Below are 26,696 nucleotides of genomic sequence, written 5' to 3'. Positions count from 1 at the left end.
CAGGATAACAAAAATCAAGTAAGTACTTCTTTTGCCTTTCCAGATACAAGTTCCTGCTTTACTCCTTTCATTTCAGTTTTAGGCTTTGACATTATATATTGACCAGCACCAACTATGAGCGCAGATCCTGCAGCTAGTCCAATTATTGCTGGTACAGATAGGGCAGTAGCAAATGCAAGTGCAACACCAACTATCACTGCAGTTACAAAACACACAATAACACCTTTTACAATTGCATTTTTTGCAGATTGTTCTTTTTCTTTCATAATTGCATTTTTTCCAACCTGTTTTTCTTCCTTTTTCTCTGGAAGCTGCATTGCATCTTTATTTTCAGTAAGATCCTTTGGCGTTTTTTTATTCTCATTTTTTAACGTTTGCTTTTTTTCCGCTTCCTCTAAAAGCTGAATTATACCTTGATCTTTAGTGAGGTCTCTTGGCGTTTTTCCATCAACATCTTTTAATGAAGAGTCTGCTCCAGCTTCTAGCAGAACTTTTACTATACCTTCGTGGTTATTTTCAGCAGCAAGATGTAAAGCAGTACATCTATCATCATTTTCTGCATTAACCTTTGCTCCTTTTTTGATTAGAATGTCTACTACATCTTTATGGCCCTCTCTGGCTGCAAGATGTAAAGGAGTACATCCTTTATCATTTTCTGCATTAACATTTGCTCCTTTTCCAATTAGAGTGTTTACTACATCTTTGTAGTTCTTTTCAGCAGCAAGATGTAAAGGAGTCCATCCTTCACCATCTTCTACATTAACATTTGCTCCCTTTCTAACTAGAAAATTTACTACCTCTATGCAGTTCTTTACAGCAGCAACATATAAAGGAGTACATCCATTATCATCTTGCGCATTAATATCTGCTTTCTCAACTAGAATTTCTACTACATTTATGCAGTTCTTTTCAACAGCCAAATGCAAAGGAGTACATCCACCATTTTTTGCATCAACGTTGATTCCTTCTGCTTCCGATAGAGCTTGTACTATCTCTTTGTGGCCATTTGCAGCAGTAAGATGTAAAGGAGTCCATCCTTTATCACCTTTTGCATTAACATCTGCTCCCTTTCCAATTAGAATGTTTACTACATCTTTGTAGCCATTTACAGCAGCAATACATAAAGGAGTATGCCCATCACTATTTTTTGCATCAATGTTGATTCCTTCTGCTTCCGATAGAGCTTGTACTATCTCTTTGCAGTTATTTTCAGCAGCAAAATGTAAAGGAGCCCATCTTGTATTATCTTCTGCATTAACACTTGCTCCTTTTCCAATTAGAGTGTTTACTACATCTTTGTAGTTCTTTTCAGCAGCAAGATGTAAAGGAGTCCACCCATCACTATTTTTTGCATCAACGTTGATTCCTTCTGCTTTTGATAGAACTTGTACTATCTCTTTGTGGCCATTTGTAATAGCAATATGTAAAGGAGCCCATCCTTTATCATTTTCTGCATTAACATTTGCTCCTTTTTCAATTAGAATGTTTACTACATTTTTGTGGTTCTTTTCAACAGCAAAATGTAAAGAAGTCCATCCATCACCATTTTTTGCATCAACAATTGCTCCTTTTTCAGTTAGAATGGTTACTACATCTTCGTGGCCATAGTGAGCAGCAATATGTAAAGGAGTAATTTTATTATCATGTTCTGCATTAATATCTGCTCCGTTTTCAATCAGAGCTTTTGCTACATTTGCACAGTTCCAATAAGAAGCAAGATGTAACAATTTGACTTTCTTAGAATTTTGACCACAAGATATAGTAAATATGTAATTTATGCCAGATCCACTATCATTGTCAGGTTTACTCTTTTCCCACTCTTGACATAAATCTGGATCTTCTTCTTGTAACTTAGCTTTTATTTTTTCAACTATATTGTCCTTGCTCAAATCTGAAAGGTCATTTATTTTTTTTAATATTTCCATAAATTTGTCATATTTCATAACTTCCTCACTTAAAATACATAACTTAGTTGTTATATCTTTTAACATAGAAGTCAAGAACCTAAATATTCGTTATTATCTTTCCTTAAAGAGTCATTTTAGTTATATTACAGACTATGAAAAACCTCAACTTTAGGAAGGAAATCAAGTTTTTTTCTCTGTCATTTATAATTTTATTTGTTCTATGGACTGTATTGTCTGGTTATTTTGAGCCGTTTTTTATTTTTTGTGGAGTGTTTTCCTGTATATTCACATCGTTTATCTTTAGAAGGTTGATAAACGCTGAAAGAGCTCTTAGCCAGATTTTAAATAGTACGAGTAGACTGTCGTTTTATAAGTTAGTAAGTTATATACCATGGTTAATGTACCAAATCATTTTATCAAGTGTTTATGTAACAAAAAAGGTGCTACAACTCAAATCTAAGCTTGAACCGATTATTATCCTAAGAAAATGCAAAGGGCATAATGACGAAAGCATTGCGTTATTTGCCAATTCAGTCACAATCACTCCCGGAACTTTAACTATCAATGTTGAAAGTAAGCAGAAAACATATTTCTCTACCATGTATTTGATAGATAAAGATCTTGAAAGCGGCATTTCTGAAATAGAAAATAAAATCTTAAAAATACTACGTTCAGTTAAGTAATTGCTTTAAATAAGTTAACAGCATCCTTATATTCCCTTACAAGACTTTCAAGCATTTCTTTTGGAAGGCTATTGTTAACAATAGAACATAAATAATTATACAAATCTTCTAACCTTAATACGTTATTTCTCTTCTTGCTGTTGAATTTATACGGAAAAATACCTTCCATAACTTCAATAGTAGTAGCCTTGTTTAAAAATACATTTTCACTTGTCACGCTTATTCTTGCTAAAACAGTGTTAATTTCAGGTTCGTCACTCGTATAAAAATCTGATAGCTGAGTTATTCTAATAACGTACAAAGTTACTATTTTTGACAAGCAATTATCAGCATATTCACAATTTTTTATTACCTCCCACTGAGTAACCTGAGATTTACCTATTTTTGCATTGTTCGGTAATTTACTCATTGAACTTTCTCCATTTAATCCAGTGTAATAAATTATACTAATACTTTGTTAAATAAATAATAACGCGATTACAAAAATATATACTTATAGTAGTATATTATACAAAAATAGCACAATATCTAAGCATTAAAGCTAGTTTTAGCTGGGTACATGGGGCTATTCGTTATTTTGTGTTGTCCAGTGAGGTTCAAAATTAGAGGTCCACTTATATAAAGAGTTTAGTCTGCCTTCTTTGCTATAAAATAAGTTTTCCTTTTGAGCTGTTTTGTTAGTATTAACTAAATTCTAAACTAACTGTGCTATAATGAAAAAGATAAAACTCGGAATACTAATTTCAGATAGGGGGTCGAATATGCAGGCCTTAATAGAAGCATGTCAAGATCAGAATTTTTCCGCAGAAGTTGCATGTGTTATCACAAATAATAGCGAAGCTGCTGGTCTGAAAATAGCAGAGCAAGCAGGAATCTCAGCGTTTATTGTTAAAGATAAACCGCTTGATGCTGGTAAAATTCACGAAATACTTGTTCAACATAAGGTTGATTTAATTTGCCTTGCAGGGTTTATGAGAATTCTCAAAGCTGATTTTCTGAGTAAATGGCATAACAAGGTGATAAATATTCATCCCTCTTTACTTCCGTCTTTTAAAGGCCTAAACGCTCAAGAGCAAGCTCTAAAAGCAGGTGTAAAAATTACAGGTTGTACTGTACATTATGTCACTCCTGAAGTTGATGCTGGAGCCATAATTGCTCAAGTTGTTGTACCAGTGTTACCAGCTGATGATATTCAAAGCCTCTCAGAACGCATTCTAGCTGAGGAGCATAAGTGTTATGTAGAAGCAGTAAGGTCAATAGCAGAAGATATATGACTGTAATAATTATTGACCTTGAGCGTTTTTTCCAACTTCAACAAAAAATAAATTTTCAGGTTCCAGTAAAGAACTTGCCAGTTCGTTTACTTCCTCTAATTTAACATCATTAATGATATTCGCATAATTATTTATACGGTTAACATCACGATCATTTATCTGCATATTATCTAGCAGCGTTGCTGTATTTGTGTTATTGGACAGGAAAAGGACAAGATTATTTACCAAGCCAATTTTTGCATCCTTGAACAATTGTTCGTCAATTCCTTGCTTTTTTATTCTGCTAAATGTATCTTTTACTGCTGATATAGCTTTGCCAGCAGTAGAACTATCAGTACTTAAACCTCCGGCTATAATATTTGCATGCGTATAACTAGCCATAGAGGCACTAATACCATAAGTAATTCCAAGATTTTGCCTTAGCTCTTTCATCAGCACTGAATTCAGCCCCATACCACCAAGCGCATTAACCAAAACTTGAGCATTATAGTAGTCTGGATCTTCATAAGCTATACCTTTTTGAGCAAAAAGTATCACACTTTGTGGTATATCCATAAAAATGTTCTTACTTTCTGCAGAACCAAAATCATTTTTCACAGGTATTTTTCTAACTTTTGATCTTTTTGACGGCAATTTAGATAAATATTTATCTAATAGCGTAATAATTTCTTCTTTTTTTGTACAACCAGCAACACTGATAACTATGTTATCTTTAGCAAAATTACGCTTTATGTATGTTAAAACATCGTCTCTAGTAATGCTCATTATAGTATCAAGAGTACCGTACACACTTTTTGAGTAAGGATGTTTTTTAAACAATAACGTATCTAATTCTTTTCCAGCAACAAAATAAGGATTTTTTTCAAGATTATTAAAATCAACTTTGGCTTTCTCGAAAACTCTATTCAACCCTTCAGAGTCAACTTTAGGACGTATTATAGCATCGCTAAGTAGTGAAATACTTTCTTCTAAATTTTCAGACAAAGTTTCTAATGACACTCCGAAACTTTCTAAATCGGGGTAAAAAAGTAAATTTATTCCTTTGATCTTCAGTTTTTTTGCAAAATCCTTAGCGTCATTTTCTCCTGCCCCTTCTTGGATTACAAGAGAAGTAAACCAAGCAAGCCCCTGTTTTTCTGCACTCTCATACACATAACCTGCATCTTTAAATGATATATTCAGTGAAACTTTTGGTAAAGCACAGTTTTCGACAAATAAAAACTTAAATCCTTTACGGGTAGTGACCTCCTCTATATTTAAGCTACCACTTGCTTGTAAATTAAAGCTTAGGCAGAAAAAAAACAGAAGTACAAATTTACTTATTCTCATTGTTATCTCCTTTTGGTAATAAACGACCAATTAACTTATTGGAAGAAAAGATAGTACGAATTTTGTTATTTACATCCTCTAAATTAACATCATCTATTTTGCTATATGAAATATCTATTTCATCAAGTGGAATACCAAGTGCAAGGTGTGGCACATAGAACATCGCTATATGAGTTAAGTCAGATAGATTATCAAACTGTGCTGCTTTGTATCTATATTTCGAGCTTTGCAACTCCTCATCCGTTATTCCTTTAGACATGAAGTTATTAATAGCATTATCTAACTCTCTTTCAACAATATCTAAATTAACTCCGCTTTTTGGAATGACCTGAATATCAATGTAGCCATCACTAAAAGCTAGGCTATTATAATAAGCAAACACTGATACTGCCACATCTTCATCTAAAACCAGATCATTATACAGTTTGCTGGATTTGCCGCTACCTAAAATTTCAACCGCTAAATGAGCAGCGGAAGCTTCATTTATATGCTCAAATAAGGGTACACGATAACGAAAATATAAAACTGGTTCTTTTACTTCAGTGCTCTCTAAGGTCACCGATAGACCTGCATTATGCACTGGATCCTGATTTGGGTAATTTCTCATTACAGGCTTAGCTTTAATTTCGCCATATTTTTCTTCTGCTAATTTCACTACTTCATCAAGTTCCACATCACCCACAATCAGTAATATTGCATTGCCGGAGTGATAATAGTTATCATGAAACCTCGTTATGTCATCCAAATTGTAAGTTTTGATATCGCTCTCCCAGCCGATAACAGACCTACCATAGCCAGTACGGTAAAATGCACTATTCATTTCTTCCCATAACAAGTTGTTAGGATGATTATCAAATCTCATTTTTCTTTCTTCCAACACAATGTTTTTTTCTCTATCTATTTTGTCTTGAGTAACATTAAAGCTGCCCATTCTATCTGCTTCAACTTCCATTGCAAGTGGTAAATCTTTTTTGGGGACCAACTCATAATAACAGGTATATTCTTTAGTGGTAAACGCGTTAAATTGAGCCCCAATGCTACTCATAGTGGCTTCTATATCTGTGAACTTTCCTGTAGTTTCAAACATTAAATGTTCAAAGTAGTGAGCCAATCCTGCTTTGCCGATTGGATCATCCATTCCCCCAACTTTGTATATTACTGCATGTAAAACGGCTGGAATCCGATGATTAGAAACAACATAAACATCTAGTCCGTTACTGAGTTTAGTATATTTTATGTTGTGCTCTATGTTTAAAGCATTCGAAGAAATTGGGTAAGTAAAAAAAAGTACAGGTAGTATAAGAAAACTAAAAAACTTATGAAGCATTATTTCGACCTAATATAAAAACAATTATTTTATTCCTCATTTTGTTTAGAAATAAGCATATCGTATATATACCACTTATATAACAATGTAAACATTCCACAAACTATAGATAAATCTGCTAAATTAAAGGCTGGCCAATACCAATCATCAATATGAAAATATATGAAATCATATACAGCTCCCCAATAGATCCTATCAACTACGTTTCCGATTGCTCCACCAATCATCAGAGAAAAACCAAGGTAAGTTGACTGATCGTCAGACTTGTATATCAAATATGCAAGTATACCAATTATTAGTATTGAAAATGCTGAAAAAAAGAAACCGCCATGTGGTAAAGCGCTACACATTCCAAAACTAATACCTGAATTCCAAACTTCAACTAGTTTTATAAAACTAGCGATCTCAATTGATTCTCCTTCATCAATCAATGAGTTTATGTACAATTTGCTCGTTTGGTCAATCAATACTATAATTAATATAACAACTAAGCATAACTTTTTCATAAATTTGCCTTTAACCTATAAACTTTAAGTATATCATAATTTATCTGTTTTGTTAACTCCTCAATACTATGGAATTTTTTTTCTGACCTTATGAATTTTAAAAGTTGTATATTGACTTTATGACTATATACGTCTTCATCAAAATCGAATATGTGCATTTCTATTATAGGCTTTTTCAGATCCTTAAAAGTAGGTCTCATACCAATATTGACTACTCCATATAACCAATTTGGATTACTATCAGGAAAAGTCACTCTAGCGTAATATGTGCCAAACTTAGGTTTTATCATGCAATCTTCTATAGGAATATTTATGGTTGGAAATCCTATTTCTCTACCTCTACATGCACCTTTTGTCACAACACCAGAAACTTGATAAGGCCTGCCGAGCAATTTATTAGCAATTTCTATTTCGCCCCTTTGTACATACTCCCTTATTGAAGAAGAAGAGCAAATTTTGCCGTCAATTGTTAATGGCTCTAATTTAGTCAAAGAGTATCCATATATTTCAGAATATTTCTCTAGAGTTAATATATTACCCAATCGTTTATGACCAAAAGTGCAATTTTCTCCGACAATTATGTGTTTAGCGCCATATTTATCTATTAAAATCTCACTGATAAAGTCATCGCAGCTAACCTCAGAAAAACCTCTATTAAAATTAATAATATATAAGTAATCTATACCATAGCTGCTGATTAGTTCCTTTTTTTGTTCTTGGTCTATTAACCTAAAATTGTTTCTACCAAATAAAACAGTTGATGGGTGAGGCTCAAAAGTTAAAACTGCAGAGGGTAATCCTCTTTCTTGTGCTACCTTCTTGAGAGTAGAAATTGCAAACTCGTGTCCTAAATGAATGCCATCGAAATTTCCGAAGGTTAGTGCTATATTATTTTCTATCCCTTGCTCACAATTATAAATAATTTTCATACAATTTGATGTTTTTACATGTTTCTTATATATAATAACTATATTTTAGTAAGCTACGGAGATAAATTGTGAAAAATGTTGTGATATATGTAAAGAAGGGCTGTCCATACTGCATAAGGGCAAAGGATTTACTAGATAAAAAGGTGTGAAGTATGAAGAAATTGATGTGCTCAAAAACTCAGATCTATTTAACGACATAAAATCAAAGTATAACGTTAGAACAGTTCCACAGATTTTTATCAACGATAAGCACATTGGGGGGTGTGACAAATTGATGGATCTTGAAAAAGAAGGAAAGTTGGATGATATGCTAAATAATAATGACAATCACACTGATGTCACAACCTACACAAACAGCAATGATGAATGTGGAGAGTGTGTTATACCACATGATGATTTTATGTAACTTTTTATCTTGTTTTGTCGTGTAATACGTAAATGAAAACTAGTATGCTCACTTTAAACAATTCTTAATGAATTAAAAATACAATTCATTCAGTGAGTTTTTTTAGTGGGAAAAAATGACAAAAAATATTTCAATTATTAGCAGAAACTTAATTAGTATCGAATTAGTTAACAAACAAGATTTAGAGAATTTCATCAAGATTTTCACAGTGCTTGATAAACATATAGCAGCTAAAACACTTTTTACAGAAGAAGTGAGAATAGAGTATAAACAACACAACGGCATAGAAGTTGTTGAATTGCTAAAAGATACAGACTTTACATATCATGAGGTTGAAAATGTATTGAACCACCTGAGTAAACATGGAATGAAGGTGCCCAGCAATGTTATAGCACATACCCTTTTTGCTGCATACAATCATGCACTTGAATTTAAGGATGTAGCATTTTCCTTTTCTGAAGGCTCTCCACAATTTAACATCAGAGTGAGTAAGAACACCTTCATAATAACTCCTATGAGTGAGGAGAATTTGGAATTGAATTCACAAAGTAGCAAGAAATTAATAGAGTCGTTACAGAGCGAAAAAAATATTTATGATTGTATAGTAGAAGAAAATACCATTAAAGTTATAGTGCATTCTGAAATACATCAAGCTATAAATTTGATTATAAAGTCACTGATAAAGTCTCGCCTTTTAGCAAAAGAGGAAGAAGGAAAATTCAAAGAGAAATTGAGACAACTTGCTTTTAAGGATCAAGCTTTTGTTGAGTATTCCAGTATCAAAACCATCAGTAGGTATCCACATAATCATCCTCTGAGAAAGCATGAAAGTGTTACTAAGGATATAGAAAATATTTTATGTGATTTCATAGCAAATGAGAATAGCGAGTTCGCTATAGAGCGGTTAAATAGGCTGAGCTCAGCAGTTTCTCCGGATACTCCAAGAATCATCACTAAAACTATAGATAAACTTATTAAGTTTCACTAAGATATACGAGAGCCAATAGATTTCTTGTATTACCTTTTGTCATCCAAGTAGCCAAGGCTACTTGGTTCTTTTTTTGGGTTCCAGCTATGTACATAGCTGTACAAACATTGTAGCCGTTATTCAAGTAGTCCGCAGAAACAAAAAAACTTGCTTGACAAACTCCGCCAGCCCTCTTATCATAAAACTGAAGCTATTTATTTATCTTCTCTGTACAGATTAAATGACAAAAAAACTCACGTATCTGGCGTCTCATGTTTAATTTTTTGCACTATGTGCACCTTATGTCTTTATAAAACTTCTAGGTTTTTACCTAATATAAGCTAAAATGCGCTTATAAAGCATTTAAAACATAAAAAAACGCCAACTTAAAAAATGGATAGTGAATAACTAGCTACCCTAGGGTTTCTTTTGCCTTTTTTTCTGTTTAGTAAATTTCTTAATGTTTATAATTTAGATTAGTTGCGGCTTAAAAGCAACTGAATCGCGGTTATTAAACGTTTAGAATAAAAAAACGCCATACTTGAAAGTATAATGTAAGTAATTAGCCAACCACGGGGCTTCTTTTGCCTTTTTTTCGTTTGGTAAATTTTTTAACATTTATAGCTAAACGACAACCGTCATCCCGCTACTTGTTAGCGGGATCTAGAGATACCGCGAATGAATCGCGGTATGACGGTTCGCGGTGGCATGACGATAAGCTCGTCATCCCGCTACTTGTGAGCGGCTGAGATACCGTGGCGGTATGACGGTTCGCGGTGGCATGACGTAGAATTTTATACTCACCAACTCAGTATTCCAACCTGGATTGTATCCTTACTATTACCCACAAATATAAATGGACATAAAAATAAAGTATTACAACATTAAAGTTTGCAAACATTGAGGGTAAAAAATGGCAAACAGGAATAATGAATGGGCTGAAAATGAATTTGGAGATGCTGTACTTGGAGATAAAAGGTTAACTGACCGATTAGTAAATATTGCTGATAGTTTTACAAGTTTACCTGAAAGCTCAATCAATCAGGCGTGTGGAAGTTGGTCAGAAGCAAAAGCAGCATATCGTTTTTTTCAAAATGAGAACGTGAAAGAAGGCGATATTCTAGCTTCACACGTTGCTAAAACAGTTGAAAGAACAAAAGCCCATAAAAAAATTTTTGTGATCCAAGATACAAGTTATATTTCATACACAGACCATGAAAAAACAAGTGGATTGGGAGTTATTACAAGAAAACATAGTCAAGGTATTATAATGCATACAGCTCTAGCTGTTAGTATAGAAGGTTTGGTACTAGGGATACTAGATCAAAAAATTTATTCAAGACCTGAAGAATCTGAAAACATAAAAAAAAAGAACAATGACAGTATCCGCATTGAAGATAAAGAGAGTATAAAATGGTTAGAAACTTTAAGCAACACAAACAACATTATTGATTCAACTCAAACTGAGACTATAACTATATGCGATAGAGAAGCAGATATATATGAGTTTTTTGAGCTTGCACATAATCTTAATTCGGCAGTGTTAGTTAGAGCTTCCAAAGATAGGGCAGTAAATAGAAAATCTCGATATCCTGAAAAAGGTGAGCAGAAGTTATGGGAATTTATTAAATCCTCTCATTGTGCAGGTACGGTAAAAGTTGAAGTTCCTGCAAAAGATAATAAGCCAAAAAGAACAGCACATTTGGAAGTTAGATTCGGAAAGTTTATTATGCATCCATCTAAGAATAGTATTAGGCATAAGACAGAAGAATTACTTAAATTACCACACTATGCAGTTTACGTTGTTGAAAAAGACTTTCCTTCTGAAACAAGTCCGCTAGAGTGGATGCTTTTAACAAATCTTCCAGTCAATACCTTTGATGAAGCTGTTGAAAAAGTTAGGTGGTATTGTCTTAGATGGAAAATAGAAATATTACATAAAATTTTAAAATCTGGTCTCAAAGTTGAAGAATGTAGGCTTGGAACAGCAGAAAGGTTGATGCGATATTTAACAGTAATGAGTATTATTGCTTGGAGAATTTTCTTTATTACAACAATTGCAAGAATTGATCCAACATTACCGTGTACTACCTTATTAGCCGAAGAAGAATGGAAAGTTCTATATGTAAAAATACATAGAAAACCATGTTCAAATGCAACTCCTACTATAAAAGAAGCTGTTTCATGGATTGCTCAACTTGGAGGACATTTGGCTAGAAAAAATGATCTAGAACCAGGCCCCATTACTATTTGGAAAGGATGGAGACGTCTCTTTGATCTAGCAGAAGGATGGCGACTTGCTCACGAACTTTATATTTGTGGGTAATAGTAAGGTTTTGGGTGCATAAAGATACACCACTAGAACTATTGCCACAACGGGACCTGGATTTTCAGTACAGCCGAGAAGGTGGGTGGTAGAGAGGACTTTTGCTTGGATCAATAGAAATAGAAGGCTATCAAAGGAGTACGATTTACTTACAACATCTACTGAAAGTTTCATATATCTGGCTATGAGTAAAGTTATGTTAAGTAGGGAATATGCTTGATTTACTGGTTTGTGGACAACCTCTTATAGCTCTTTCCATAAAAGTCCGGATGTGATAGGATAAGGATAGATGATGATAAGGAGGTTGAATGCCAGCAGCATATAGTTATGATTTAAGAAAAAAAGCAATGGAAGCGCTAGACGAAGGAGAAAGCAGAGAAACAGTGGCAGCAAGATTTAAGATTGGACGAACTACTTTATGGGAGTGGCAGCAAAGAAGAAAAGAAACAGGAGACTTTCAATCAAAAAAACTTGGAAATGGGGGTTACAATCACAAAATTACCGACTGGGATACCTTTGCCAAATTTGCCAGAGAACACGGAGGAAAGACTCTATCGGAAATGGCTAAACTTTGGAACAACGTTAGTATCCAAACGATCTATCGAGCCCTTAAAAAAATTGGATTTACGCGCAAAAAAAGACATATGGATACAAGGAAAGAAACGAAGAAAAACGTGCTGAATTTTTGAAAATTATAGCGACAAAAGAACCTAAAAACTTAGTGTATATAGATGAGTCTGGCATTGATAACACCGAAGACTACCCCTACGGATATTGCCAGAAAGGACAGCGGTTTTATGCCTTAAAATCTGGAAAGAAAACTCAACGAATCAGTATGGTTGCAGCCTTAAGTGGAAGAAAGATAGTTGTTCCGTTAACCTTTGAAGGCCACTGTAATATGGATGTTTTTAATGGATGGTTTGAGCAATTTTTGACACCGATCTTGGAACCTGGACAGACTGTCATTCTTGACAATGCTACTTTTCATAAGTCTGATAAGATTATCGAGCTTGCTAAAGGGGTTGGTGCAGAAATTTTGTATCTGCCGCCTTATTCTCCAGATTTCAACAAAATTGAGCATCATTGGTTTGCTATAAAAAACAGAGCCAGGAAAAACATTCCTCTATTCGAATCCTTTCGTCGTGCTGTTGATTCTGCCTTCCTATGACCTGTTCGGACTATTATGAGAAATGCTATACTACATAAGGCCTAATTTCCGGAAGATCAACTTTTTGGTGAACATAAGGTTTTTCGCATATTACAAGCTCTCCTCCGCATTCGCAAATATTAGGCAACTCTATTTTTACTACTTTATCCGCTTCCATTGTAGCATGAAAATTTCCTTTATGCCCAACCTGATCGCCAACATTCCTTTCGCTTTTTGGCTTGTCCTTTTTTGTTTTGTACAATTCTTTAGAGCTCGGTAGAGATGAATTTTTCGAGTTTAAACCAAGCCTTTCCTTTAATTCAGCGTTCTCTATCTTTAAAGCTTTATTTTCTGCTTTTAAGTTCTCTATCTCTGCTTTCAGTTTTTCTATTTTTTGCTGTAAATTTTTGCAAAGTTCTAAAAGGTTTACCACATTACCTCACTTTTGCTCTATGATTATCTTTTTAGATCACTTTGTCTACCTTATTCTACCACTCCGCTGAACGGATACCTTGGGTTAGCTATAGCTAACACCACAATTGTACTAACATTGTGATTTGAGAACAACCTTCACCAGAAAGGGTGTCATTCCAGTGTTAAGCACTGGAATGACGAGAGGTAACGCAAGAAGTTTACTCTTAATAAAAACCTGATGATGAATCATTATTACCAAATTTCGGCCTATTTCTGTTGCTGAAACCAGAACGAGGACGAGGAGGCCTCTTATGGTGACTTCCTCCAGGTTTTCTACTAAATGAATTATTGTAATAATTATCCCTGTCATTTGGACCATCTTTCCTTTCCTCGTTGTAAAGCTCACCTTCAAAAAACTCTCCCGTCTCTTGATCAACCCGACGTCTTGACAACTTTGGACACCCACCTTTTTCGAAGTCAATTACTAGTGCTTTGAAAGTATCATCTTGTTTAAGTACGCTCTCTATAGAATCTATATGTTCATTAGCTACTTCACTTATGTGCATTTTTCCTTTTCTGCCATTAAGAAATTCAAGCTCTACAATAGACTTCTCTATTCTTACAACCTTGACATCAACTATAGAACCTTGTTCTAGTTCTGTTATTGAATCAATCATCATACTCTTTGCAATTTCAGCTTCAGTGCCACTCGTAGCAAAAACAGAAACTTTACCATCATCTCCTATTTCAATTTTTGCATTACTTCTTTCACACACACTGCGTATATTTTTTCCCTTAGAACCTATAGCAGCAGAAATTTTGTCTTTATCTATGTAAAATGATAACATCCTTGGTGCATGGTCTTTGACATCATCACTGTGTTCTGAAATCACTGCATTCATTTTTTCTAAAATATGTAATCTTCCAGCTTTTGCCTGTTCTAAAGATTTTTCAACAATTTCAAAGCTTATACCAGAAATTTTCATATCCATTTGTAGTGCCGTAACCCCTTCACTAGTTCCTGCTACTTTAAAGTCCATATCACCAAGATAATCTTCATCACCCAATATATCGGAAAGTATTACATATTCGTCTTTATCTTTAATGAGGCCCATAGCAATTCCAGCAACAGGGGCCTTTATTGGCACACCCGTATCCATTAAAGCAAGAGAAGTCCCACAAACTGTTGCCATAGAAGAAGAACCATCAGACTCCAAAATTTCGGACACTACTCTTATTGTATAAGGAAATTCAGATTTATCGGGTAAAACAGGATGAATTGCTTTCCAAGCAAGTTTACCGTGACCAATTTCTCTTCTTCCAGGTGGACGTCCAGTAGAAATTTCTCCAACAGAAAAAGGAGGAAAATTATAATGTAACATAAAGTGCTCACGTCTATCCCCTTCAATATCATCCACGATTTGCTCATCTTGCGTAGTGCCAAGAGCAGTAACAACCAGCGCCTGAGTGTTACCTCTGGTAAACAACGCAGAACCGTGAGTCTTGGATAGAACATCAACTTCAATTTCTATCTGACGTATTTCATCATGCTTACGACCGTCTATCCTTACACCTTTCTTTCTAATTATTTCACGTACTAAAGATCTTTCAAAGTTTTTTACTGCATACGTAATTAACTTTTCGTCTTTTCCAGCTTCCTTAAGAGCATTCAATATATTATCTCTGATCGCTTCTAAAGCTTGAACTCGCTCTTGTTTTACTGTTTGCGAATATGCTTTTTCAAAATCTTTACCGTATTTTTCGAGCTCTTGTGTTATATCTGATGCATCAAAAGGGGTAAAGCTCTCAGGTTTATTGCCAATTGTATCAGCAAACTCTTTTATGAGCTTAATGACAGGCTTAAGATGTTCATGGCCAAATTTTATTGCATTAAAAACATTTTCTTCAGAGAGCTCTTTCACTTCTGATTCAACCATTAAAATTGAATTTTCATCACCAGACAAAAACAGATCCAAGCTGCTTGCTTTCATCTCTTGAACAGAAGGGTTGAGTACATAGTTATTATTTTCATCACAACCAACCATCACTCCAGCTATAGTAAAGTGAAAAGGAACACCAGAAATTGCAAGAGCTGCAACAGTACCAATCAATGCTGGCACTTCAGGAGGATTGACTGTATCATAAGTTAATAAATTGCACACCACACTAACTTCATCATTAAATCCTTCTGGAAATAGTGGTCTTATACTTCTATCTATTACTCTTGAGATTAAAGTTTCTCTATCAGATGGCTTGCCTTCTCTTTTAAAAAAGCCGCCAGGGATCTTACCCATGGCATAGCTTTTTGCGATAAACTGTACATTTAAAGGTAGGAAATCAACATTTTCTTCCTTCTTTTTACTTACAACAGTTACTAAAACAGAAGTATCACCGTAATTTACAACTACTGAACCATGAGCTTGGCGTGCTATTTTTCCTGTTTCTAAAGATAAGGCACGACCACCCCACTCTATAGATTTTTTTATAATTTTAAACATACTAAATTCCTCGATTATTTTCTAATGCCTAACTTCTCTATTAATTCCTGATAGGCTTCATTACCAAATTTACGCTTTATATAATTTAAGTGCTTGCGTCTTCTACCTATCAATATAAGTAAACCACGCTTAGAGTGATGGTCATGCTTGTGCACTTTAAAATGCTCAGTTAAGTTACTGATCCTCTCGGTCAAAATTGCACATTGTACAAAAGATGAACCTGTATCATCTTCTTTAATTGCATATATATTTATCAAACTCTTTTTCTTTTCGGATGTTATCGACATCTAAACCTCATTTTAAATATTAAAAACACGAATAGGTTTCACACAACCATAAATAAAACTGCAGATTGCAATAGGTACACTACCCACCACCGTACAACAAATATCATGATTCTTTAAATTACGCAAGTTATTTAATACAACTTCCTGACCTTTTCTGATTTTCCCCGCATCTTCTAGGGAAATTTCAACTTTGAACATCGATTTTAAAGCCGATTCAATGGGGATGACGAAACTTTTTGTATTACTCCCTGTCACTCCATCATCTTCTGTCATCCCACCCCCCTCTGTCATCCAAGTAGCTGACACTGGGATCCAGCCTATTTCATCACGAACATTGTTTTTGACATATGCTCCTAGAATCTTTTGTCCATTACATGATTTGTAAGTATTTGTATATCTGGATCCTAGTGGGCTTTGTTGCATAGCAACTGAAAAAATCTGGTGGCTACTGACAAAATTCATTATAAAATAGCCATTTAACCTTGAAAGAAAAAATATGCCACAAAAAATGAGGGTCAGTAACCATAGCGAATATAACAAATTTCTAGAAAAAAGAGGAAATATTTTTCATTATATCAACGAAGCCATAGAAAAGTGGTACGAGAATGGTCCAAAAATACCAGGTGGCAACAATATTTATAGCGATAAAGTTGTAATTTTGGTGCACATAATAACTTGTTTATTTAGAATAGGCCTGAGGCAAACAGTTGGGTTTATAGCAGGATACCTTGAGCAAATTGGGAAAAATTTGCAAGTTATCAGCTATTCACAATCATCAAGAAGGTTTAAGAAACTCAATATTAAGATCAATGATTGCAGAATTGATAAAAATAATATGGAAGATATCGAAATTACTATAGACAGTACAGGAATTAGTATATACAACAACACTCCTGGTCATAGCAAAGAAAATAGCGAAGATAGAAAGTATCGCAGCTATGAACAGACAAGAAAATTGCATGTAATGTTGAATACAAACAGCAAAAAAGCCATAGCTGTAAAATACAGTAACGGTGTCTACTCTGATCACTATGGAGCTTGTGATTTGCTAAAAGAAGTCGATTTTCAGTATGTCATAAAAGTACTATATGCAGATAGGGCATATGACAGAGAAAAGCTCTATAAGCTGTGTAATCAATATGGTATAAAAACGAAAATTCCTCCGAAAAACAACGCAGCAGAGCATCCAAAATTGGATTATATGCTTGATAGAAATGCCGCTATTCAGTTAATGAAATTACATGGTGAGAATGGTATAAAAAGATGGAAAGAAGAAGTAAATTACGGAAAAAGATCGTATATTGAAGGATTTTTCTCAAGGTTGAAGCGAATATTTGGGTTTAGTTTTAGGAGCAAATCTGAGATTAATCGTGAGAAGGAACTGCTACTCAAGTGTTATTTGCTTAACAAATTTACTGAAATAGGCATGGCTAAGTTTGAGATAGCTTCATGAATTTATTGTACGTTACCTACTATCCGAAGAGCGATGCAACAAAGCCCACTGGGATCCAGGAATTTTATTAAGTTGGTAAGCATAAAAGTAGCCGTTTTATGTTAAAATACAACATTTTGATGATTATGAAAAAGCTGGATTCCAGTGTCAAGCACTGGAATGACATCGTTTACTATGTACCATATTGCAATGTTCGTACAGCTGTGTGTCACGCACTTTGCTTCAATATTTGCACATTAGCCACTCCTCTAAACAGATACGCTAGTTTTTGTGAATATAATACAACGCAGCTTACCATTTGTTATGCAGACTTGCTACAACCCAAACTCTTCATTGACTTTATCAACTATTGCCTGTGGTGGATCCTCTCCCCATCCTGAATACAAAATCTCTCCATAGTCTGCAACATCTATAGAGCCAGTTCTGCTTTTTGCTAGAAACATTTCTCTTTTCTCTTTATCAACTAATACATAATGCCACGCTGATTTTCCACGATCTTTACCACGGACCAAGTATATAAGATCTGACCTACTTCTTTTTGTTGCATCAGCAAAAGATCTTTCATTGACAGTTCTGCTTTTACTTTTTATGCCGCCACTTTCAGAAAAAGCTTCCTTGGATTCGGTTTTTTTGCCTGCTAATTCAGAAATTTTTCCTTTTTCCCCTAATGCCCGTTCTTTGGTGTTTTGAGACGAATACTTACTGGAAAAACCTTCCCCTGTACCGCCAGGAGTCCTGTTTGTGAAACGCTTAGTAAATGAATTATTGTCGTTGTTTTCTGCCATAAAAATCTCCAAACTTTAGATTGTAGAATCCAAACTTTTACTACACTTTATCATATGTTAATTAAATTAATATAAATGAAAAATAATATAGTAATTATTACAGGAATTACGGCCTCAGGTAAATCAGAATTATGCGATAACCTGATAGAAAAATATGGAAATATTAGTATAATAAATTGTGATTCAAAGCAGGTATATGAAGAAATTCCCATAATTACTGCTCAACCACCAAAGCAAGAAGTATTTTATAAACTATATGGTTATGTTTCAGCAAAAGAAAATTATTCCGTGGGTCTATGGTTAGAAGATTTAGAAAAAGAAGTTAATCACGCATTAGAAAATGCTCAAATACCTATCATCACTGGAGGAAGCGGGCTTTACATCAGCAGTTTAATCAAAGGCTTATCATCAATGCCACAAATAAGTCAGGAAGTGAGGAAAAATGTAAGCGAATTAAGGAAAAATTTAAGTAAAGAGGAGTTTTACAAATTAGCGCTAAGCAAAGATCCAAGGATTCAAGGTAAAGTGTTCATGAATGACTCGCACCGCCTTTCAAGGGCACTTGAAGTTATCACTGAAACTGGCAAGTCAATTTTTGTATGGCAAGAGAATAGACAGCCTCCTTTATTCAATAATTTTAAGATATATACAATTCTGCCTAAACGTGAAGATGTATACCGAAAAATAAATTCTCGTTTCATTACAATGATTGAAAATGGAGCAATTGATGAAGTAAAAAAGCTACTTAGCATGAACCTAGCCCCACATTTGCCAGCTATGAAAGCACATGGAGTGCCAGAAATTGTAAAGTATTTGAAAGGTGAGATTACTTTAGACGAAGCGATACAGATTGCTCAAACAAACACAAGACACTACGCAAAACGCCAGTATACTTGGTTTAAAAACCAGTTCCCAAGTTCTGAAGTCATTGATTGTGCAAATGAGCTAACAGCGCTTGAAATATTTTAATTGTTAGTTTCTAGGTGTATTTCCATACTCATTGCTATGAATGGGCGGTTCCATATTTTCCAGATGGCTGTTCACTTTTGGTGGCTTATCCAAGCCATGCTCTATTTTTATTTTAAAAAATCCAAGCCTCTCGCAAAATTTCTGAAAACACTCTTTTATAACGTCAAACAAGTTTTTATCACCTATATTATAGTCCTTCAGTCTCTTAGGAACAGTAAGTGACAATTTACCATCTTCATATGTTACATTTTTATCACCTTGAGACTTAAGTGTGAATTCTAGCGAGCTATCCAATTTACATAATTCTTCTTCCAGTTCTGCAAAAGTGCGAACTGCAATTTTTTCTTCAATTCTGATTGCCGCATGACTTGGATCACTACAATTAATATGTGTTACATGATTAGACTGAAACAATAACCCATATGTTTCAGCTAAATGAAGGATAGGTCCTCCTCTACCATACAATGCATCCACATAAGCAGCCTGGTTACAATTAGTGATTAGTTCTTCTAGAATAGAATCATTTGGAACTTCTGCTTCAGCATATTCAAATCTTACTATTACCCACAAATATAAATGTTTGTTGCATAGCTCTTAATGGCATAACTTGTGCTTGAAATAACTGTTTATATGGTGCAATTTACAGCTTTTAGTTGCTAAAATTATAACTCTTAGTTTAATAATTTTAATCTAATAAGCTTTCAGGTTAATAAAATTAAATTATTTGAATAAATACAATACTATGTTTTTATTTGTGGGTAATAGTAAGTATTCAAATAGCTCTGTAAAAACTTGTTTTACAAATTGGCGGTACTTATTTTTGTCATTTGAAATGAGGTTGGTATGTTTATTATATAATTCATCAACAAGCTCTTTTGTTATAACTTTGTTCTGAATAACAAGTTTCATTCTTGGAAGATCTACGTACATAGTTGCACCAGAATTCGCTTCAGCATTATCTTTACCAGCCCTCAACCTGCTAAAACCAAACTTTCCTGCTTGAGCTCTTAGTGTAACTATTGGATTTTCCTTTTCTTTTGGTGTAGAGCTGTTCATCATTAATACCTTGATATAGACTGCTAATGGTATAATAACACATAAAAATGATTAATAAGTTAATAAAATACCTACTATAAGCCCTATGATAGCAAATATAGTTAGGGGTAACTTAGGCTTACCGACGATTTTAAAAACAACAAATTCGTCATTCCGTTACGTGTTAGCGGCTGAGATACCGCGAATGAATCGCGGTATGACGTTAGAGAGCTGTGCTAGCTATAGTGCATACCTGACCATAAGGTGACAAGATTTTAAAAAGGCTCTATAACAGTTTTACACATGTATGAATCTCAATGAGCAATCAGATTTTTCTAAATAGCAGGCTGGAGAATATACCTAAGTTCCATTCCGCAATATTGCCTAAACTTTGTGGTGGGGACAAGGTGGTGGATCTGCTGTTTTATAAGCCACTTAGTTATGTGGATAGAAGCAAGTTACTATCTGATGCTCGAGTTGGAGAATTTACAACTTTCATTGCAAAAGTTTATGAACATCAGTCGCCCACTTTTAGAGGTAGACCATATAAAATAGTCGTTGAAAGTGAGAGTCAGTATATATTCATAGTCTTTTTTAATTACTCAGTTAAGTATTTATATAAACTATTTCCAATTGGAGCGAATGTGATCATCAGTGGCAAACTCGAAAAATTTGCTGAACATTGGCAAATTACTCATCCAGATTACGTGTCGCTTGACATCAACCAATTTAAAGAAATAGCTTGCATAGAGCCAGTTTACCAATTATGCCGTGGCATTACCAATAAGCGCATTGGGAACATAATAAGCTCTAATCTAAAGGAATTGCCTGATTTACCAGAGTGGATAGATGATACATTAATCAAGCAAAAAAAATGGTTAAGTTGGAGGGAAAGCATCATAAAGTTGCACAGACCAAGCTCATTGGCGGAAGCTGAGGTTTGTAGAAAAAGGCTTACTTATGATGAATTGTTTGCGTATCAGCTAGCGCTGAAACTTGCAAGAAAAAATCATGTGAAAGAAAGGGGAAGAGAATTTATAATATTGAGTAAATACAAAGAGCAAGTTTTAAATGAATTGTCGTTTCAATTAACAAATGATCAAACTCGTGCAATAGATGAGATCTCAGAGAGACAAAAATCCAAGTATCGCATGATAAGCTTGCTGCAAGGTGATGTTGGTAGTGGCAAAACCGTAGTTGCACTTTTTGCAATGATAAATGTGGTAGAAAACAACATGCAGGCAGCTCTAATGGCACCGACTACTATCTTGGCGGAGCAACATTATAATTGGATTGAGGAAGTTTTATCCTGTACCGATATAAAAGTTGCGCTGCTTACTGGTAAAACTTCGCGCAAGGAAAGAAAGATTATCATGAACGAACTTGCAAGTGGTGTTTTAAATATAGTGATTGGCACTCATGCACTATTTCAAGCTAACGTTACATTTAAAAATTTAGGGCTTGCAGTCATAGACGAGCAACAGCGATTTGGAGTGATGCAGAGAAATCGCTTGGTAGGAAAAGGAGAAAATGCCGATATACTTTTCGTTACTGCAACTCCCATTCCAAGAACCTTGCAGCAAGCTATGTATGGTGATGTTGAATGTTCAATTTTGAAAGAAAAACCAAAATCCAGATTGCCAATAAAAACTGTAACTATGAACATTAGTAGGATGCCAGATGTTATTGAAAAGCTAAAAGGTGCTATAAACAGGGGCGAAAAAGCATATTGGATTTGTCCATATATAGAAGAAAACGAAGAGACCAATATTGCTGCAGCAGAGATGCGTTTTCAGGAATTACAAAAAACATTTCTTGATAAAGTCGGGATAATACACGGAAAATTGACTCAGGAGCAGAAAGATCAAGTTATGTTTTCCTTCAAAAGGAATGAATTTTCTCTGCTTGTTGCAACCACTGTGATAGAAGTTGGTATAGATGTGCCAGATGCAACCATCATGATTATAGAAAATGCAGAGCAATTTGGGTTATCACAATTGCATCAGTTAAGAGGCAGAGTAGGGCGAGGAAACAAGCCATCTTTTTGTGTATTATTATACGATAATTTAAGTAAAAGCTCATCTTCAAAGTTAAAGATCATGTGTGAGTCACAAGATGGATTTTACATTGCTGAAAGGGATATGATGCTAAGAGGCAGTGGAGATATTTTAGGCACAAAACAATCAGGATGTATGGAATTTAAATTTGCTGATTTATATCAGGACAAAGAGCTGCTCAATCTCGCGTATAATAACGCAAAAGGCGCAATGGCTGATTTTGAATTACTGCTTGATATATTTGAATATAGGAGTAGATTACATTTTTCAAAATTTCAGTAGAAAAACCAGGTAGCCCGCAGAAACAAAAAAACTTCCTTGACAAACCTCGCCAGCCCCCTTATCATGAAACTGAAGCTATTGTATTTGCTTTCGCCAATCTGCAGATTAAAAGGTAAGGATTACTTAATGTATCGGCGTCTTATGTTCAATTTTTTGCAGTATATAGATACTGTATGTCTTTACAAAACTTCATCTACATCTAGATTTTTATCTAAATAAGCTGAACGCGCTTATAAAGCGTTACAAGACATCAAAAAATGCCAATACTCGACAGAGATAGTAAAAGACTAGCTAACTCGGGGGTTCTTTGTCTTTTTTTCTGCTTAGTAAATTTCTTAAACATTTGCAGCGTAAGTTAGTTGCAATTAAAAGCGGCTGAATTTCGCTTGTCAAGCGTTTAAAACATAAAAAACGCCAATATTTTAAAGCGGATAATAACCACGGGGCTTCTTTTGCCTTTTTTTTATTTGGTAAATTTCTTAATGTTTATGGCTAAACGACAACCGTCATCCCGCTGCTTGTTAGCGGGATCTCTTGTTAGCGGCTGAGATACCGCGAATGAATCGCGGTATGACGGTGTAATGACGGTTAAGTAATTCGTTATCCCGCTGCTTGTTAGCGGAATCTGCTGTGGCAACATAAACTCAAATCATTCAAATTTTAATCCAAAGAGGTATCATTATGTCAAACAACTTCAATTTTAAAGAATTTTTTAACCACTATGAAACAAATAGTACGTCAGATGATATACAAAGGTATTATTTGCTGTGGAAATCAGTAATAGCGCAGGCAATGATTGATGCAGCAAGTAACTGTAAAAAAACAGAAAGCTTGGTAGAAAAACGTAAGGCAATTTCTTGGTTATCAGACTTTAGTCAAGATTTTGTGCACACATGTATATTGGCTGATTGTGATCCGGTATACGTAAAAAATAAAATACAGCCAACCTTAAAAAGCCTTACTAGATAAAGCCTTTTTATATACTTAATGAGGTTTACTCCTTTTACCGAAAAAAATATAATTCAATCTCCTATCTATAGTTGCCTCTATATCTTTGATTAATAGCTGCTTTATCATGTTTACTTTTCGCTTTGCATCTTGAGCTTGACGCTCATTGTTACCACTGTTATTGCTGTAATTATTCTTATCACTATAACTACTGCCACTTGTGTTACTGAACTCACTACCCTTTTTTCTTCTTGTGTTGAGTATCTGTATTATCTTTTCCTTTAAAAAGGACTTCCAGCCTGTGCCAAGTGATAATTTATAGAGAAAATGCGGAGTAAGAAACGCCACTAATATTCGAATAGAAATTCCGTAACCGAGATCTTCCCTATTTTCATAATACCACTTGCAATATTGAAACAAACGGTAAAACGCATTTTTGAAAGAGCAAAATTCTACAGCATACCAAAAACCATTGCTGAGAAACATGAGCACAATGCTGAATGTGTAAAGATACATTGTGAAGAGAAACAGTTTCACAATTATATCTTTTAGACTACCTAATATATAATTCAATAATCTTAATTTATAGAAAAGTGATATCATTTCACACCCACTTCAATATGGCTGGGGTGGAAGGATTCGAACCTTCGCGTGGCGGTATCAAAAACCGCTGCCTTACCACTTGGCTACACCCCAATACTACTTACATCAATAACACTATTAGCCCAATTAGTAAAAGATTTATTTGCTTTTTCTATGGGCATCACAGCAATAGCTGGCTGATCATAAGAATGCATTGCTTCGATTTTTTCTACAATTTTATCAACTTGATCATTCCTGCTCTTCATAATTGCCACTACTTCACAACCACTGTTAATTTCACCCTTCCATAAATACAGAGAATTTACTTCAGTTACACATACAATTAACTTCTCGTTTAACAATTCTTCAGAAATAGTTTTAGCCTCATTTAAATTTGAAAAAGTTGAAAACTAAATTATTCATTAGAATCTATATAAACGCATTGCTACTATACTCCACTCAGGTTTATTCATCAAGAGAAAATAACGCCAGCGCGTACTGTATGAACATTTGTTTGCAAAGGTAGTATGTTAAGTGTTATAGCTAGTTTGCCTCAAACGTAAAGGTGTCATCCCAGTGCCCCTGTGATGTCATTCCAGTGCTTGACACTGGAATCCAGTTTTCCATATAATCTCATCGAAAACGTTGTAACCACTTTCTATGCTAGTTTGCTTGTAAACAAGCAAACTTTCCTGGATCCAAGTAGTCAAGCACTGGGATGACACCTTTCCTAGCAGAGAAATCACAATGTTCATACGGTTGTACGCATACCGCTGGGATCTAGGATTTTTCTATAGTTTAAAAACAAAAAAAGGACGTTACTCATTGAGTAACATCCTTTTAGAGAAGGTGAGTGGTTTTGTTTATTACCTTTTTAATCCTATGCCATCTGTAATACTAACATCATTCTTTAATGAATTTGGTTTATACAACGGATCGAATTGTTCTAACACTTCTTCTTTAGAAGGCCCTTGTCCTTCTGGCGTAGAAGAACCAGATGAACCTCTTCCACTATCAATAGAAGGGCTTCTAGGTGGCTTTGGTGGAGCAACTGGAGTAAGCTTAGGAGTTAAGCTACTAGATGAATTGCTTCTACGGACTGTTGCAAAGTTCTGAGAATCTGAATCAGAGACAGTAGCAGTACTTACAGTTCCTATAGAATTTAGTGAATTGCTTTTTGACAAGCTGTTAGATTGTTCAGAGTTTTTTCTTCCCAGTGAAGAGAATGATGATGACACAGACCTAGTTAAACTTTTGACAGAAGGCCTGTTAGCTTTTTTCTCTGCTCTGTCAAACATATTGCTTACGCTTGAGTACAAATGATTTTCTCTACATTCTTTAATAACCTTCTTAATTTCATCGTGATGTTCAGAGAAAACACTGTCGATGAAATAACTACCTTTAGGTAATGACCTTTGTGTTAACAAGTTATGCAAGCTTTTTTCATTTAAATTATTAATGAATTCTTTCTGTACTTGCCATTCAGAAGTATGTTCAATCTCCCCTGATTTTGCCTTCTCTGCCATTTTTAAATCAATTTCTGACGATATTCCAGAAAGTATATTTTTCACTAACCCAGAATTATTTCCTTTATCAGCAAAAATTGCTTTCATATCATTTCTTATTTCGTCAGATTTCTTAATTGCATCTGGAGTAAACCTTTTTACCTTATCTAAATAGTCCGTCTCACCAGATGCCTTATGGAACTTATTTGCCACTCCTTCGCCTACAAAACTAGCGCCTTTTTTCAGTGAATCTACTGAATGTTCATAACCTTCTTTCACCTTATCTTTAACATGTACAGCACCATCTCTAACTTTTCCGGCAGTATATTTCGCCCCATTAACTGTTTTTTCTGCTGACCATTTGAGCCCTTTGAATGTGTATTCAACTGCTTTCACAGCAAAAAATAGAGTAAGGGCAACTATTGCACCTGTTGCAGCAACCGGTAAAGCAGCTGCCACAAATGGAAGTAATGCACCAACCATCACACCTACTGCACCTACTGCAACCATTTGCTCTTTTGCAGACCAATTAGAGAAATTTTTTATATCATGTAGTTTACCCTGCAAAGCTTCCACAAAAGTAGAACTTTTTTTAACAGGACTTGAATTTGTTTGTTCACTGGCTAACATTTTAAACCTCACTATTAATTAAATATAGTATAATTGTATTCCTTGATTCTTAAGTTAGTGTTAAATTGATTGCCAGTATTTATTTGTCTTCAAATAATTTCGCTTGACGTGTTTTGTGGTAACATAGAAAATTAGGTCAAGAAGCTGCAGCATTTATGAAGTATAGAAAAAGAACACTCATCTTTTTGGCTGTTATAACTTTAATAATAATAGCTTTACTATTTAGGTATAATTCCCATTTTCACAAAGACGTAGTGCACTTAAAGAGTGACAACAAAGAATTCAAAAAAAAGCCAGAAAATTCCATAGAGTCGACCATATTACATAGAGAAAAGGAAGTGTACGATCATGTTTTCCATCCTGATGATTAATTTGTAAATAAAATAGCAATTTATGTTTGCATTTTCTTATTAAAGAAGTAATATTAGCGTATTAATTATAGAATCAATC

At 34.6% G+C, this 26,696-nt stretch carries 25 protein-coding genes, 1 tRNA gene and 4 pseudogenes; 12 read left to right on the top strand and 18 right to left on the bottom strand.

Annotated features, from left to right (window positions below; genetic code table 11):
- Positions 1-14: 14 nt before the first annotated feature.
- Complete coding sequence (locus OOK97_RS00830; protein ID WP_264705392.1) at positions 15-1,991, bottom strand: ankyrin repeat domain-containing protein; 1,977 nt, start codon at positions 1,989-1,991, stop codon at positions 15-17.
- A gap of 68 nt (positions 1,992-2,059) precedes the next feature.
- Here OOK97_RS00830 and OOK97_RS00825 point away from each other — a divergent pair, with 68 nt between their 5' ends.
- Entirely contained in the window at positions 2,060-2,590 is a 531-nt protein-coding gene (locus OOK97_RS00825) for a Na+/H+ antiporter subunit E (RefSeq protein WP_006280659.1), read from the top strand.
- On the opposite strand, the gene OOK97_RS00820 is transcribed toward OOK97_RS00825, so the two are convergent.
- Positions 2,583-2,999 carry a hypothetical protein gene (locus OOK97_RS00820; protein ID WP_010082489.1) on the bottom strand — a complete coding sequence of 139 codons (417 nt, stop codon included), beginning with the start codon at positions 2,997-2,999 and terminating at the stop codon, positions 2,583-2,585. The genes OOK97_RS00825 and OOK97_RS00820 overlap by 8 nt on opposite strands.
- A 304-nt stretch (positions 3,000-3,303) precedes the next feature.
- Between OOK97_RS00820 and purN the strand changes: the two genes are divergently transcribed.
- Positions 3,304-3,864 (top strand): phosphoribosylglycinamide formyltransferase, encoded by a 561-nt coding sequence (purN, locus tag OOK97_RS00815; RefSeq protein ID WP_264705391.1) that lies wholly within the window; start codon positions 3,304-3,306, stop codon positions 3,862-3,864.
- A gap of 9 nt (positions 3,865-3,873) precedes the next feature.
- Here purN and OOK97_RS00810 read toward each other — a convergent pair whose 3' ends face one another.
- From OOK97_RS00810 to ribF, 4 genes are read right to left on the bottom strand one after another with little or no spacing between them, the layout of a single operon-like run.
- Positions 3,874-5,193, bottom strand: coding sequence for a M16 family metallopeptidase (locus OOK97_RS00810; RefSeq protein WP_264705390.1), 1,320 nt, complete (start codon positions 5,191-5,193; stop codon positions 3,874-3,876).
- The gene (locus OOK97_RS00805; RefSeq protein ID WP_007548859.1) at positions 5,180-6,520 is read right to left on the bottom strand and encodes a M16 family metallopeptidase; all 1,341 of its coding nucleotides are present in this window, start codon (positions 6,518-6,520) and stop codon (positions 5,180-5,182) included. The genes OOK97_RS00810 and OOK97_RS00805 overlap by 14 nt, the downstream gene beginning before the upstream one ends.
- A 29-nt stretch (positions 6,521-6,549) precedes the next feature.
- Positions 6,550-7,026, bottom strand: coding sequence for a signal peptidase II (lspA, locus tag OOK97_RS00800; protein WP_006279329.1), 477 nt, complete (start codon positions 7,024-7,026; stop codon positions 6,550-6,552).
- On the bottom strand, positions 7,023-7,955 hold the full coding sequence (gene ribF / locus OOK97_RS00795; RefSeq protein ID WP_010082493.1) for a riboflavin biosynthesis protein RibF: 933 nt from the start codon (positions 7,953-7,955) through the stop codon (positions 7,023-7,025). The genes lspA and ribF overlap by 4 nt, the downstream gene beginning before the upstream one ends.
- 65 nt (positions 7,956-8,020) lie before the next feature.
- Between ribF and grxC the strand changes: the two are divergent.
- The 5 genes and pseudogenes from grxC to OOK97_RS00770 all read left to right on the top strand — a co-directional run bounded on the left by grxC (position 8,021) and on the right by OOK97_RS00770 (position 12,822).
- A pseudogene (gene grxC, locus OOK97_RS00790) lies at positions 8,021-8,361 on the top strand (glutaredoxin 3).
- Between the two features lie 115 nt (positions 8,362-8,476).
- Complete coding sequence (locus tag OOK97_RS00785; protein WP_264705389.1) at positions 8,477-9,349, top strand: hypothetical protein; 873 nt, start codon at positions 8,477-8,479, stop codon at positions 9,347-9,349.
- Between the two features lie 892 nt (positions 9,350-10,241).
- Positions 10,242-11,654, top strand: a complete 1,413-nt coding sequence (locus tag OOK97_RS00780; protein WP_076612417.1) for an IS4-like element ISWosp2 family transposase — start codon at positions 10,242-10,244, stop codon at positions 11,652-11,654.
- Positions 11,655-11,712: 58 nt separating this feature from the next.
- Positions 11,713-11,874: pseudogene (locus OOK97_RS00775) on the top strand (transposase); the annotation flags it as partial.
- A gap of 88 nt (positions 11,875-11,962) precedes the next feature.
- A protein-coding gene (locus OOK97_RS00770; RefSeq protein ID WP_264705388.1) for an IS630 family transposase occupies positions 11,963-12,822 on the top strand; the annotation gives its coding sequence in 2 pieces (ribosomal slippage) (positions 11,963-12,287 and positions 12,287-12,822; 861 coding nt in all).
- A 28-nt stretch (positions 12,823-12,850) separates the two neighbouring features.
- Here OOK97_RS00770 and OOK97_RS00765 read toward each other — a convergent pair.
- The 4 genes and pseudogenes from OOK97_RS00765 to OOK97_RS00750 form a co-directional block, all read right to left on the bottom strand.
- Positions 12,851-13,234, bottom strand: a pseudogene (locus OOK97_RS00765) (IS66 family transposase); the annotation flags it as partial.
- A gap of 205 nt (positions 13,235-13,439) precedes the next feature.
- Positions 13,440-15,713 (bottom strand): polyribonucleotide nucleotidyltransferase, encoded by a 2,274-nt coding sequence (gene pnp, locus OOK97_RS00760; protein WP_264705387.1) that lies wholly within the window; start codon positions 15,711-15,713, stop codon positions 13,440-13,442.
- 14 nt (positions 15,714-15,727) lie between these two features.
- Complete coding sequence (gene rpsO, locus OOK97_RS00755; protein WP_006279944.1) at positions 15,728-16,000, bottom strand: 30S ribosomal protein S15; 273 nt, start codon at positions 15,998-16,000, stop codon at positions 15,728-15,730.
- Between the two features lie 12 nt (positions 16,001-16,012).
- Positions 16,013-16,423, bottom strand: coding sequence for a hypothetical protein (locus OOK97_RS00750; RefSeq protein ID WP_264705386.1), 411 nt, complete (start codon positions 16,421-16,423; stop codon positions 16,013-16,015).
- Between the two features lie 73 nt (positions 16,424-16,496).
- On the opposite strand from OOK97_RS00750, the gene OOK97_RS00745 reads away from it, so the two are divergent.
- Complete coding sequence (locus tag OOK97_RS00745; RefSeq protein WP_253303449.1) at positions 16,497-17,453, top strand: IS5 family transposase; 957 nt, start codon at positions 16,497-16,499, stop codon at positions 17,451-17,453.
- 314 nt (positions 17,454-17,767) lie between these two features.
- Here the strand turns inward: OOK97_RS00745 and OOK97_RS00740 are convergent, their stop codons facing one another.
- A complete protein-coding gene (locus OOK97_RS00740) occupies positions 17,768-18,238 on the bottom strand; it encodes a hypothetical protein (RefSeq protein ID WP_182309938.1) in 471 nt (156 codons plus the stop codon).
- A 75-nt stretch (positions 18,239-18,313) separates the two neighbouring features.
- Between OOK97_RS00740 and miaA the strand changes: the two genes are divergently transcribed.
- Positions 18,314-19,207, top strand: coding sequence for a tRNA (adenosine(37)-N6)-dimethylallyltransferase MiaA (miaA, locus tag OOK97_RS00735; protein ID WP_264705385.1), 894 nt, complete (start codon positions 18,314-18,316; stop codon positions 19,205-19,207).
- 3 nt (positions 19,208-19,210) lie between these two features.
- Here the strand turns inward: miaA and OOK97_RS00730 are convergent, their stop codons facing one another.
- Positions 19,211-19,777, bottom strand: a complete 567-nt coding sequence (locus OOK97_RS00730) for a hypothetical protein (RefSeq protein ID WP_264705384.1) — start codon at positions 19,775-19,777, stop codon at positions 19,211-19,213.
- Between the two features lie 150 nt (positions 19,778-19,927).
- On the bottom strand, positions 19,928-20,266 hold the full coding sequence (locus tag OOK97_RS00725; protein WP_264705383.1) for a hypothetical protein: 339 nt from the start codon (positions 20,264-20,266) through the stop codon (positions 19,928-19,930).
- Positions 20,267-20,559: 293 nt separating this feature from the next.
- Between OOK97_RS00725 and recG the strand changes: the two genes are divergently transcribed.
- Entirely contained in the window at positions 20,560-22,581 is a 2,022-nt protein-coding gene (gene recG / locus OOK97_RS00720; RefSeq protein ID WP_264705380.1) for an ATP-dependent DNA helicase RecG, read from the top strand.
- A 681-nt stretch (positions 22,582-23,262) separates the two neighbouring features.
- Positions 23,263-23,550, top strand: coding sequence for a hypothetical protein (locus tag OOK97_RS00715; RefSeq protein WP_010962862.1), 288 nt, complete (start codon positions 23,263-23,265; stop codon positions 23,548-23,550).
- A 15-nt stretch (positions 23,551-23,565) separates the two neighbouring features.
- Here OOK97_RS00715 and OOK97_RS00710 read toward each other — a convergent pair whose 3' ends face one another.
- The 5 genes and pseudogenes from OOK97_RS00710 to OOK97_RS00690 form a co-directional block, all read right to left on the bottom strand.
- On the bottom strand, positions 23,566-24,015 hold the full coding sequence (locus OOK97_RS00710; protein ID WP_264705379.1) for a hypothetical protein: 450 nt from the start codon (positions 24,013-24,015) through the stop codon (positions 23,566-23,568).
- A 135-nt stretch (positions 24,016-24,150) separates the two neighbouring features.
- A tRNA-Gln gene (locus OOK97_RS00705) sits at positions 24,151-24,225 on the bottom strand.
- Positions 24,216-24,485 carry a divalent-cation tolerance protein CutA gene (gene cutA, locus OOK97_RS00700; RefSeq protein WP_395460184.1) on the bottom strand — a complete coding sequence of 90 codons (270 nt, stop codon included), beginning with the start codon at positions 24,483-24,485 and terminating at the stop codon, positions 24,216-24,218. The genes OOK97_RS00705 and cutA overlap by 10 nt, the downstream gene beginning before the upstream one ends.
- Before the next feature lie 216 nt (positions 24,486-24,701).
- Positions 24,702-24,866, bottom strand: coding sequence for a hypothetical protein (locus OOK97_RS00695; RefSeq protein ID WP_153296807.1), 165 nt, complete (start codon positions 24,864-24,866; stop codon positions 24,702-24,704).
- 263 nt (positions 24,867-25,129) lie between these two features.
- Positions 25,130-26,186: pseudogene (locus OOK97_RS00690) on the bottom strand (actin-bundling T4SS effector WalE1 family protein); the annotation flags it as partial.
- 215 nt (positions 26,187-26,401) lie between these two features.
- Between OOK97_RS00690 and OOK97_RS00685 the strand changes: the two are divergent.
- The gene (locus OOK97_RS00685) at positions 26,402-26,617 is read left to right on the top strand and encodes a hypothetical protein (protein WP_006279848.1); all 216 of its coding nucleotides are present in this window, start codon (positions 26,402-26,404) and stop codon (positions 26,615-26,617) included.
- The last annotated feature ends 79 nt before the right edge of the window (positions 26,618-26,696 follow it).

Origin of the sequence: Wolbachia endosymbiont (group A) of Gymnosoma rotundatum (genome assembly GCF_947250765.1) — a bacterium.
Lineage (GTDB): Bacteria > Pseudomonadota > Alphaproteobacteria > Rickettsiales > Anaplasmataceae > Wolbachia > Wolbachia pipientis.
Note: the sequence above shows the minus strand (reverse complement) of the source record. Positions and strands in the feature narration are given on the sequence as shown.